Raw genomic sequence first — 10768 nt, 5'->3', positions numbered from 1 at the left:
GCCTCGGGGCTGGCCTGGGCCGGCTCGGCGCTGCCGGTTTCGGCGGTGCTTTCCGGTGTCGGAGTCGCGCTGCCTTCACCGCCCTTCACTTCCGGTTTGCTGGCGCTGTCGGTGGCCGTGGCGTCGGTGTCGGCGCTGGCCTTGTCCGGCGACTCCTTCGGGCGCGGGATCGGCGCCGTGCTTTGCGGATCGGGCAGGGTGACGGCCAGGGTCTGCCAGCCGGCATCGGGCAACTTGCGCCGCAGCGGGCCGATCGCCACCGGCCAATCCGCGCTTTCGCCGTCACCGGGAATCAGGATCACTGCGCCCTCGGCGTCGGCGGCATTGGCCGGCAGCCACAGGGCGAGGAAGGTTTCGTCGCCGGCCTTGAGTTCCTGGCGCTCGCTTTCGGGCAACTGGCGCACCAGGCCGCTGGCTTCGTCCTGGCTGCGCTCGCTCACGGCGGGGCGCACGGCCGGAGCGGCAGCGGGCTTTTCTTCGGCGGGCGCCTTGCTGTCTTCACCGCTGGCGGCCAGCGGCGACAGGCCCAGCGAGAAGCAGAGGGCGAAAAGTGTCGGGCGAAACGAGTGCGGCATCAAGGATTTCCCTGTGTCGGCGGGCGCGGGTGCGGCCAGCCTAGCGGCTTGTCCTAGCTTTGTCAGGCGCATGGCTGCCGGGTTCAACCGGGCTTGCTGTAAGGTATGCCGGCCATTTGCTTTGACACGATCGAACACCAGGGTGCTGTGGGCATGAGTCGTCTGTTCTGGAAAGCCTGTCTTTTCTGGCTGTGTTGCCTGCCGCTGCTGGCGGTGGCGGAAACCCCCGCGGCGCCGCTGACGCTGGACGAAGCGCAGCGCGCCTGGCTCGTCGAGCACCCTCAGTTGCGCGTGGGCGCCGTCCTCGAGGCGCCTTATGTCCAGCAGGATCGCCGTCTGCAGCAGCTCTCCGGAGCCAACGTCGAATTGCTCGAATGGCTGGCCAAGGCGCTCGGCGTCGGCCTGCAATGGCGCACCTATCCGGACCAGGCGTCTCTGGAGAAAGCGGTACGTGCGAGGGAGATCGACCTCGCTCCCGGCATCAGCCAGACGCCATCCACCCTGCGCGACTGGCTGTTCTCCGATCCCTACCTGCGCGTGCCGCGCCTGGTCGTGGGCGACCGCCGCAGCGGCACGTCGGTGGAGCTGGACAACCTGGGCGAAGGCGAATCCGTCTCCGTACGCGGCCCCGGCCCGGTGGTCGACTATCTGCGCGGTACCTACTCGGGGCTGGCCCTGCAGGTCGTCGACAGCGATCGTGAGGTGTTGCGCAAGGTGCTGGGGCGCGAAGCCGACTATGCGGTGATAGACGAGGCGCAACTGGCGCGCCTGACGCGGGAAACCGAGTTCAGCGGGCTGTCGGTGGTCGCCGATATCGGTTATCCGCAGTTGCTGCGCGTAGCGACGCGCCGGGACTTGCCGGAGCTGGCCGGGATCATCGACGCGGCGCTGCGGGCGGTACCCGCCAAGGACCTCGACCAGCTCCACGAACGCTGGCTGCAACCGGTCTACCCGCGCCTGGGTTCTTCGCCCGGCTTCTGGCAGAACCTGTGCATCCTGCTCGGCCTGCTGCTGCTGTTCGCGGTTGCCGCGCTGCTCTGGCTGCGCCGCCAGCACCATGCGCTGGAGTCGCGCCTGCTCGCCGCACGCCGCGATATCGAACTGCGCCAGGCCGCGGAGCAGGCGTTGCGCCTGACCCAGTTCGCCATCGACAGCAGCACCGTCGGCATCCTCTGGGTCAACTGGGACAGCCACGTGCGCTACGCCAACCGTGCCGCCGAGGAGCTGCTCGGCTACGCGCCGGGCGCGGTGGTGGACCGCCCGCTGTCGGACTTCGAACCGACGCTGAACATGGACCGCTGGCTCAACCTCTGGCGCCGCGCGCGCAACGCCGACGAAGCGCCGCTGAGCTTCGAGACCCAGTGCCTGCGCGCCGACGGCCAATGGCTGCCGGCGGACGTGTCACTGAGCTTCCTGCGCTTCGGCGATTCGGAGTACCTGCTGGTGTTCCTCAACGATGTCACCGAGCGTCGCCGCGCCCGCGCCGCGCTGGAGGAAAGCGAGGCGCGCCTGCAGGGCATCGCTGCCAACGTACCGGGCCTGGTGTTCCGCCTGGAGCCCAACGCGCCGGACGACGACTCCGACTTCGCCTACATCAGCTTCATCACCGGGGGCAGCGAAACCTCGCTGGGCTACTCGCCCGGTTATCTGCGCGAGAGCGGCCTGGGCATCATGGGCCTGGTGCATCCTTCCGAGCGCGAGGGCTACCTCGCCAGCCAACTGCAAGCGGTGGAAGGCCGGCGCAACTGGCTGTGGCAGGGGCGCATCCTGACCCGCAGCAACGAACCGCGCTGGGTCGACATCAAGGCCACCGTGCGCACGCTGGACGACGGTCGCCCGGCCTGGGACGGCGTGGTCTGGGATGTCACCGAGCACAAGCAGATCGAGCGGGAGCTGCAGGATTCCCGCGCGCAGCTGCGCGAGTTGTCGGCGCACCTGGAGAGCGTGCGGGAGGAGGAGAAGGCGCGAATCGCCCGCGAAGTGCACGATGAACTGGGCCAGGTACTTACCGTGCTCAAGCTGGAGACCTCCATGTGCGAGCTGGCCTATGCCGAGCTGGACAGTGGCCTGCGCGAGCGCCTGGACAACATGAAGCGGCTGATCGCCCAACTGTTCCAGCTGGTGCGCGACGTGGCCACCGCGCTGCGCCCGCCGATCCTCGATGCCGGCATCGGTTCGGCGCTGGAGTGGCAGGCGCGCCGCTTCGAAGCGCGCACGCAGATTCCCTGCCTGGTGCAGGTGCCGGAGAATCCGCCGCAGCTGTCGGATGCCAAGGCCATCGGCCTGTTCCGTATCCTTCAGGAAGCACTGACCAATGTGATGCGCCATGCCCAGGCGCATACTGTGGAACTGCAACTGAGCGTCGAGGGACGCGAACTGTGCCTGCGCATCGCCGACGATGGCGTGGGCTTCGATCCGGAAGCTACGCGCCAGGGCGTGTCCTTCGGTCTGGTGGGCATGCGCGAGCGGGTGCTGATGTTCGGCGGCACCCTGCAGATCGACAGCCAGCCCGGAGAGGGCACCACGCTGTGGATCCGCGTGCCGCTGCGATCCCAGGAGGCGTAAGCGGCGACAAACATAATGACAATGACGAGTGCGGGACGGGAGCAATGGCGGTGATTCGAGTGCTGGTGGCGGAAGACCATACGATCGTGCGCGAGGGCATCAAGCAGCTGATCGGCATGGCCAAGGACCTGCAGGTGGTGGGCGAGGCCACCAACGGCGAGCAGTTGCTCGAAACCCTGCGCCAGACGCCCTGCGAAGTGGTCCTGCTGGATATCTCCATGCCCGGCGTCAACGGCCTGGAAGCCATCCCGCGGATCCGCGCGCTGAACAACCCGCCAGCCATCCTCATGCTGTCGATGCACGACGAAGTGCAGATGGTCGCCCGCGCGCTGAAGGTCGGCGCCGCCGGCTATGCCACCAAGGACAGCGACCCGGCGCTGCTGCTGACGGCAATCCGCAAGGTCGCCAGCGGCGGTCGCTACATCGACCCCGATCTCGCCGACCGCATGGTCTTCGAAGTCGGCCTCACCGATTCCCGGCCGCCCCACGCGCTGCTGTCCGAGCGCGAGTTCTCGGTGTTCGAGCGCCTGGTGCAGGGCGAAGGCGTCAACGAGATCGCCCAGCAACTGGCGGTCAGCAGCAAGACCATCAGCACCCACAAGGCGCGGCTGATGCAGAAGCTCAATGCCAACTCGGTAGCGGACCTGGTGCGCTACGCCATGGAGCACAAGCTCGTCTGATCGAGCCGCCACGCCGGCTTGATCTGCGGCAGATCGCTCGCTGAATTTTCCTTCCACTCTGTGCGACGTGTCCGATTTCTGTAACGAACCGTCTATCTAGCGGGCGTGAGGCAGGGAATGATTGCCGGCTTCATGCAGTACGTCGTGATAACAAGGAGAAGAAGATGTTGCGAGCGGTAAGGGGAGGGCTGCTGTTCGGCCTGCTGGGGAGCGCCGCGATGCCGGCGCTGGCGGATTACGTCACGGTGATTTCCTTCGGTGGCGCCAACAAGGAAGCCCAGGAGGCGGCCTTCTACAAACCGTTCAAGGAAGTGACCGGCAACGCCGTCGTCCACGGCTCCTACAACGGCGACCTGGCCAAGCTCAAGCGCATGGTGGAGATCAGCCATGTGTCCTGGGACGTGGTGGAGGTCGAGGCTCCCGAGCTCGCGCGCGGCTGCGAGGAAGGGCTGTTCATGAAGCTCGATCCCAAGACCCTGGGCAACACCGCCGATTTCGTGCCGGGCGCGGTGCAGCCGTGCGGCGTCGGCATCTTCGTCTGGACCACGCTGCTGGCCTACAACCAGAGCAAGCTGCAGGGCACGCCGAGCAGTTGGGCGGATTTCTGGGACACGAAGAAATTCCCCGGCAAGCGCGGCCTGCGCTGGGGCGCCAAGTACAGCCTGGAATTCGCCCTGATGGCCGATGGCGTCGCGCCCAAGGACGTCTACCAGGTGCTCGCCACCGACGATGGCGTCGACCGCGCCTTCCGCAAGCTCGACGAGCTCAAGCCGAATATCAACTGGTGGAAGTCCGGCCAGGACCCGGTGCGTGATCTCGCCGACGGCACCGTGGTGATGAGTTCCGCCTACAACGGCCGGATCGCCGCCGCGCAGGCCGAGCAGAAGGGCTTCCGCATGGTCTGGGCCGGCGGCATCTACGACTTCGATTTCTGGGCGCTGCCCTCGGGCGTGTTCAAGAAGGAACTGGCCGAGCAGTTCGTCAACTTCGCCGGCCAGCCGCAGCAGCAGAAGGCCTTCGCCGAGAACATCGCCTACGGTCCGACCAACCGCAAGGCGGTGGAACTGCTGGCGCCGGACGTGGCCGCCAACCTGCCCACCGCGCCGCAGAACATCGCCCATGCCGTCGGCATGGACGTGGCGTTCTGGACCGAGCACGGCGATGCGCTGGAGAAGCGCTTCCAGGCCTGGGCCAAGCGTTGATCCACAGGCTGCCGACCACCGGGTGGTCGGCAGTCCGCTTCGGCAGTTTTGTAGGGATCGCCCTACAAAGCATCCTCTCTAAGCCTTATAGCAATCTCTCATACCGCCCGATTTGCGCGCCGGTCCAGCTTCTCTAGGCTTGAGATCAACGGCATTTACAAAAAAACAAAGGTGCGGTGATGGCCGAGAATCAGGCAAACGATGTGCTGGTGAGTTTCCGTGGCGTGCAGAAGAGCTACGACGGCGAATCCCTCATCGTGAAGGACCTCAATCTGGACATTCGCAAAGGCGAATTCCTGACGCTGCTGGGGCCTTCGGGGTCCGGCAAGACCACCAGCCTGATGATGCTGGCCGGTTTCGAAACTCCTACCGCCGGTGAAATCCAGCTCGCCGGCCGCGCCATCAACAATGTCCCCCCGCACAAGCGCGACATCGGCATGGTGTTCCAGAACTATGCCCTGTTCCCGCACATGACGGTGGCCGAGAACCTGGCCTTCCCGCTCTCCGTGCGCGGCATGAGCAAGACCGACGTGAGCGAGCGGGTGAAGCGCGCGCTGTCGATGGTCCAGCTCGACTCCTTCGCCGGTCGCTATCCCGCCCAGCTCTCCGGTGGCCAGCAGCAGCGCGTGGCCCTGGCCCGTGCGCTGGTCTTCGAACCGCAACTGGTACTGATGGACGAACCCCTGGGTGCGCTCGACAAGCAACTGCGCGAGCACATGCAGATGGAGATCAAGCACATCCACCAGCGCCTTGGCGTGACCGTGGTCTACGTGACCCATGACCAGGGCGAAGCCCTGACCATGTCCGACCGCGTGGCCGTGTTCCACCAGGGCGAGATCCAGCAGATCGCCCCGCCGGCCGAGCTCTACGAGCACCCGCGCAACTCCTTCGTGGCCAACTTCATCGGCGAGAACAACCGCATTGCCGGCCAGCTCCAGGCCCGCAATGGCGACCGCTGCACCGTGGCACTGGCCCGTGGCGAGAAGGTCGAGGCGCTGGCGATCAACGTCGGCAATGTCGGCGACACCGTCAGCCTGTCGATCCGTCCGGAGCGCGTGCGCCTGAACGGTCACAGCGAAAACTGCGTGAACCGCTTCTCCGGCCGCGTCGCCGAGTTCATCTACCTGGGTGACCACGTGCGCATTCGCCTGGAGGTCTGCGGCCGTACCGATTTCTTCGTCAAACAGCCGATCGCCGAGCTCGATCCTGCGCTCAGTGTTGGCGACGTGGTTCCGCTGGGCTGGGAAGTCGAGCACGTCCGCGCGCTCGACCCACTGTCCGCGGCGTAACAGCGCGGCCCGGCCACTCCCGGACGCATCCAAGAAAAACAAACCTGCACACTGTGGAGACAACAATAATGTCGAAGTCCTTGAAAGCATCGGGGCTCAAACTCGCAGCGCTGACCCTGGGCGTGGCCTTCGCGGCCCAGTCCATGGCCGCCACCGACCTGACCGTGGTGTCCTTCGGCGGCGCCAACAAGAATGCCCAGGTGAAGGCGTTCTACGGGCCTTACGAGAAGAGCACTGGCAACAAGATCGTTGCCGGCGAATACAACGGCGAGATGGCCAAGGTGAAGGCCATGGTCGACACCAACAGCGTCTCCTGGGACCTGGTGGAAGTCGAGTCGCCGGAACTGGCCCGCGGCTGTGACGAAGGCCTGTTCGAAACCATCGACCCGGCCATCCTCGGCAAGGCCGAGGATTACGTACCGGGCGCCGTGAGCAACTGCGGCGTGGGCTTCTTCGTCTGGTCCACCGTGCTGGCCTACAACGCCGACAAGTTGAAGTCTGCACCGACCAGCTGGGCCGATTTCTGGGACACCCAGAAATTCCCGGGCAAGCGCGGCCTGCGCAAGGGCGCCAAGTACACCCTGGAATTCGCCCTGATGGCCGACGGCGTCGCGCCCAAGGACGTCTACAAGGTGCTGGCGACCAAGGAAGGCCAGGATCGCGCCTTCAAGAAACTCGACCAGATCAAGCCGAACATCCAGTGGTGGGAAGCCGGCGCCCAGCCGCCGCAGTACCTCGCCTCCGGCGACGTAGTCATGAGCTCCGCCTACAACGGCCGCATCGCCGCCGTGCAGAAGGAGAGCAACCTGAAGATCGTCTGGAACGGCGGCATCTACGACTTCGACGCCTGGGCCATCCCCAAGGGCGCCAAGAAGGTCGACGAGAGCCTGAAGTTCATCGCCTTCTCGGTTCAGCCCGAGCAGCAGAAGACCTACTCCGAGAACATCGCCTACGGCCCGGTCAACAAGAACGCCGTACCGCTGCTGAGCAAGGAGCTGCTGAAGGATATGCCGACCACCCCGGAAAACATGCAGGGTCAGGTGGGCATGGACGTGACCTTCTGGGCTGACTACGGCGAGCAGCTGGAACAGCGCTTCAACGCCTGGGCTGCCAAGTAAGAGTCGCCGGCAAAACTGTTCTGGCGTTGTTGCCTGGCCTTGCCGTACTGACAGGTACTGTCTGCGGCCAGGCGTCTAGCCAGAAACGCTTCGCTCAGTTTTGTCGACGACTTCGCAGTGCCAAACCGTCGCGGCCACCCGGACCGCGACGGACCGGAGCCGCCGCGCCCCCTCGCGGCGGCTCCTCCTGACACCACACCTTGGCCGCTTTCGGGCGGCCTGTTTTACCGGAGTTCGCTATGGCCACCGCTGTGTCTCTGAACGAGGTCGCCGGCCCCACCCTCAAGCAGCGCCTGGCGCGCGCGGAGCGGATGAACCGTCTGAAGTCCCAGGCGCTGGTGCTGCCCCTGCTGGTCTTCCTGCTGCTGACCTTCCTGGTGCCCATCGCGGCGCTGCTCTACAAGAGCGTGAACAACCCCGAGGTCGTCGGCGCGCTGCCGCTGACCGTCAACGCCATTTCCGAATGGGACGGCAAGTCGCTGCCATCGGATGCGGTGTACAAGGCGCTCAGCGACGACCTGGTCGCCGCGCGCAAGAACCAGACCATCGGTGACCTGTCCAAGCGCCTGAACATGGAGCTGGCCGGCTACCGCAGCCTGCTGTCCAAGACCGCCCGCGCGCTGCCGTTCAAGGAGCAGCCGGCGTCGTACAAGGACGCGATGGAAGCGCTCGACGAGCGCTGGGGCGACCCGGCCTACTGGCAGGCGATCCGTCGCAACGCCAGCTCCGTCACTCCCTATTACCTGCTGGCGGCGCTCGATCACCGCATCGACGACCTGGGCGAGATCGCCCGCGCCACGCCCGACCAGTCGATCTATCTGGACATCTTCGCCCGTACCTTCTGGATGGGCGCGGTGATCACCCTGATCTGCCTGGCGCTGGCCTACCCGCTGGCCTACCTGCTGGCGATCCTGCCGACCCGCAAGTCCAACCTGCTGATGATCATGGTGCTGCTGCCGTTCTGGACGTCGATCCTGGTGCGCGTCGCCGCGTGGATCGTGCTGTTGCAGTCGGGTGGCCTGATCAACGGCGCGCTGCTGAAGATGGGCCTGATCGACCAGCCGCTGCAGCTGGTGTTCAACCGCACCGGCGTGTATGTGTCCATGGTGCACATCATGCTGCCGTTCATGATCCTGCCGATCTACAGCGTGATGAAGGGCATCTCCCCCAGCTACATGCGCGCCGCGATTTCGCTGGGCTGCCATCCATTCGCCAGCTTCTGGAAGGTGTACTTCCCGCAGACCGTCGCCGGCGTCGGCGCAGGCTGCCTGCTGGTGTTCATCCTGTCGATCGGCTACTACATCACCCCGGCGCTGCTGGGCAGCCCGAACGACCAGATGGTCAGCTACTTCGTCGCCTTCTACACCAACACCACCATCAACTGGGGCATGGCCACGGCCCTGGGCGGCCTGCTGCTGTTCGCCACCCTGGTGCTCTACGTGATCTACGGCTGGCTGGTGGGCGCGAGCCGCCTGCGCCTGGGCTGATGAGGAGAACAAGAAGATGCTGAGCCCCTACATGTCCCCGGTCGAGCGCGTGTGGTTCTACACCCTGCGCATCCTCTGCGGCCTGATCCTGCTGTTCCTGGTGCTGCCGGTACTGGTCATCGTGCCGCTGTCGTTCAACTCCGGCACCTTCCTGGTCTACCCGCTGCAGGGCTTCTCCCTGCGCTGGTACGCCGACTTCTTCAACTCCGCGGAGTGGATGCGTGCGCTGACCAACAGCATCATCGTCGCCCCGGCGGCCACGGTGCTGGCGATGGTCTTCGGCACCCTGGCGTCCATCGGCCTGACCCGCGGCGAGTTCCGCGGCAAGGCGCTGATCATGAGCCTGGTGATCTCGCCGATGGTCGTGCCGGTGGTGATCATCGGCGTGGCCAGCTACCTGTTCTTCGCGCCGCTGGGCCTGGGCAACAGCTACATCTCGCTGATCATCGTCCATGCGGTGCTGGGCGTGCCCTTCGTCATCATCACCGTGTCGGCGACCCTGCAGGGCTTCAACTACAACCTGGTGCGCGCCGCGGCCAGCCTGGGCGCGCCACCGGTGCTGACCTTCTTCAAGGTCACCCTGCCGCTGATCGCTCCCGGTGTGATTTCCGGTGCGCTGTTCGCCTTCGCCACCTCCTTCGACGAAGTGGTGGTGACGCTGTTCCTCGCCGGCCCCGAACAGGCCACCCTGCCGCGCCAGATGTTCAGCGGCATCCGCGAGAACCTCAGCCCGACCATCGCCGCGGCGGCGACCCTGCTGATCGGCTTCTCGGTCGTGCTCCTGCTGACCCTCGAGTGGCTGCGCGGCCGCAGCGAGAAACTGCGTACCGCACCGACTTCCTGATTCACAGTGTTTCGCGGACGGTCGCGTCCCCGTGCTCACCCACGGGGGCGGGATCGGTCCGCGATTTTTTTTGCCTGCTTTCCCGCCTGATACTGCACTTTTCGCTTCGACTATCGGCCCGATCCCCTTCGAGCCGTCCGAGCGGCTACAATGCGCGCCATCCGTGATTTCCGCCCACAGAGGTGCGCCATGCAACCCTACGCCATCGCTCCGTCGATCCTTTCCGCCGACTTCGCCCGCCTGGGCGAGGACGTGGACAAGGTGCTCGCTGCCGGTGCCGATATCGTCCACTTCGACGTGATGGACAACCACTACGTGCCGAACCTGACCATCGGCCCGATGGTCTGCACCGCCCTGCGCAAATACGGCGTCACCGCGCCCATCGACGTGCACCTGATGGTCTCCCCGGTGGACCGCATCATCGGTGACTTCATCGAAGCCGGCGCCACCTACATCACGTTCCACCCGGAAGCCTCGCAGCACATCGACCGCTCGCTGCAACTGATCAAGGACGGCGGCTGCAAGGCTGGCCTGGTGTTCAACCCGGCCACCTCGCTGGACGCGCTCAAGTACGTGATGGACAAGGTCGACATGGTCCTGCTGATGAGCGTGAACCCCGGTTTCGGCGGGCAGAAATTCATCCCCGGCACCCTCGACAAGCTGCGCGAAGCGCGCGCGCTGATCGACGCCTCCGGCCGCGATATCCGCCTGGAAATCGACGGCGGGGTGAACGTGAAGAACATCCGCGAGATCGCCGAAGCGGGAGCCGACACCTTCGTCGCCGGCTCCGCCATCTTCAACGCACCGGACTATGCCGAGGTCATCCGCGCCATGCACGCTGAGCTGGCGCAGGCGCGCAAGTGATGAGTGCTGCACAGCTGCAGTTCGCCGGGCTGCCGCGTCTGGTGATGTTCGACCTGGACGGCACCCTGGTGGATTCGGTTCCCGACCTCGCCGCTGCCGTGGACAAGATGCTGCTGGCGCTCGGGCGCCAGCAGCATCTTGTCC

At 65.7% G+C, this 10768-nt stretch carries 9 protein-coding genes and 1 pseudogene; 9 read left to right on the top strand and 1 reads right to left on the bottom strand.

Annotation, left to right across the window (positions count from 1 at the left end):
* A partial coding sequence (locus tag ACCC94_RS23550; RefSeq protein WP_413352008.1) for a DUF3530 family protein occupies positions 1–575 on the bottom strand: 575 nt, incomplete at its 3' end.
* 153 nt (positions 576–728) lie between these two features.
* Between ACCC94_RS23550 and ACCC94_RS23545 the strand changes: the two genes are divergently transcribed.
* The 9 genes and pseudogenes from ACCC94_RS23545 to ACCC94_RS23505 form a co-directional block, all read left to right on the top strand.
* Positions 729–3140: a PAS domain S-box protein gene (locus ACCC94_RS23545; RefSeq protein WP_413352007.1), complete on the top strand. Its 2412-nt coding sequence runs from the start codon at positions 729–731 to the stop codon at positions 3138–3140.
* A 44-nt stretch (positions 3141–3184) separates the two neighbouring features.
* Complete coding sequence (locus tag ACCC94_RS23540) at positions 3185–3820, top strand: response regulator (RefSeq protein WP_413352006.1); 636 nt, start codon at positions 3185–3187, stop codon at positions 3818–3820.
* Positions 3821–3984: 164 nt separating this feature from the next.
* Positions 3985–5022 (top strand): ABC transporter substrate-binding protein, encoded by a 1038-nt coding sequence (locus tag ACCC94_RS23535; RefSeq protein ID WP_413352005.1) that lies wholly within the window; start codon positions 3985–3987, stop codon positions 5020–5022.
* A gap of 179 nt (positions 5023–5201) precedes the next feature.
* Positions 5202–6311, top strand: coding sequence for an ABC transporter ATP-binding protein (locus ACCC94_RS23530; protein ID WP_413352004.1), 1110 nt, complete (start codon positions 5202–5204; stop codon positions 6309–6311).
* Between the two features lie 68 nt (positions 6312–6379).
* Positions 6380–7429, top strand: a complete 1050-nt coding sequence (locus tag ACCC94_RS23525; RefSeq protein WP_413352003.1) for an ABC transporter substrate-binding protein — start codon at positions 6380–6382, stop codon at positions 7427–7429.
* Between the two features lie 239 nt (positions 7430–7668).
* Complete coding sequence (locus tag ACCC94_RS23520) at positions 7669–8916, top strand: ABC transporter permease (protein WP_413352002.1); 1248 nt, start codon at positions 7669–7671, stop codon at positions 8914–8916.
* 16 nt (positions 8917–8932) lie between these two features.
* Positions 8933–9760: an ABC transporter permease gene (locus ACCC94_RS23515; RefSeq protein WP_017517311.1), complete on the top strand. Its 828-nt coding sequence runs from the start codon at positions 8933–8935 to the stop codon at positions 9758–9760.
* A gap of 189 nt (positions 9761–9949) precedes the next feature.
* Positions 9950–10624, top strand: coding sequence for a ribulose-phosphate 3-epimerase (rpe, locus tag ACCC94_RS23510; protein ID WP_413352001.1), 675 nt, complete (start codon positions 9950–9952; stop codon positions 10622–10624).
* Positions 10624–10768, top strand: a pseudogene (locus ACCC94_RS23505) (phosphoglycolate phosphatase); the annotation flags it as partial. The gene rpe and the pseudogene ACCC94_RS23505, both read left to right, overlap by 1 nt.

The sequence above is a fragment of the Pseudomonas sp. Pseusp97 genome (assembly GCF_047304025.1).
Classification (GTDB): domain Bacteria; phylum Pseudomonadota; class Gammaproteobacteria; order Pseudomonadales; family Pseudomonadaceae; genus Pseudomonas.
The sequence above is the reverse complement of the archived record's forward strand: the minus strand, read 5'-3'. Positions and strand labels throughout refer to the sequence as shown.

What these genes read in the sequence shown, in the direction of transcription:
- ACCC94_RS23545 (WP_413352007.1), top strand. Translation starts at nt 729, where the DNA reads ATGAGTCGTCTGTTCTGGAAAGCCTGTCTTTTCTGGCTGTGTTGCCTG.
- ACCC94_RS23540 (WP_413352006.1), top strand. Translation starts at nt 3,185, where the DNA reads ATGGCGGTGATTCGAGTGCTGGTGGCGGAAGACCATACGATCGTGCGC.
- ACCC94_RS23535 (WP_413352005.1), top strand. Translation starts at nt 3,985, where the DNA reads ATGTTGCGAGCGGTAAGGGGAGGGCTGCTGTTCGGCCTGCTGGGGAGC.
- ACCC94_RS23530 (WP_413352004.1), top strand. Translation starts at nt 5,202, where the DNA reads ATGGCCGAGAATCAGGCAAACGATGTGCTGGTGAGTTTCCGTGGCGTG.
- ACCC94_RS23525 (WP_413352003.1), top strand. Translation starts at nt 6,380, where the DNA reads ATGTCGAAGTCCTTGAAAGCATCGGGGCTCAAACTCGCAGCGCTGACC.
- ACCC94_RS23520 (WP_413352002.1), top strand. Translation starts at nt 7,669, where the DNA reads ATGGCCACCGCTGTGTCTCTGAACGAGGTCGCCGGCCCCACCCTCAAG.
- ACCC94_RS23515 (WP_017517311.1), top strand. Translation starts at nt 8,933, where the DNA reads ATGCTGAGCCCCTACATGTCCCCGGTCGAGCGCGTGTGGTTCTACACC.
- rpe (WP_413352001.1), top strand. Translation starts at nt 9,950, where the DNA reads ATGCAACCCTACGCCATCGCTCCGTCGATCCTTTCCGCCGACTTCGCC.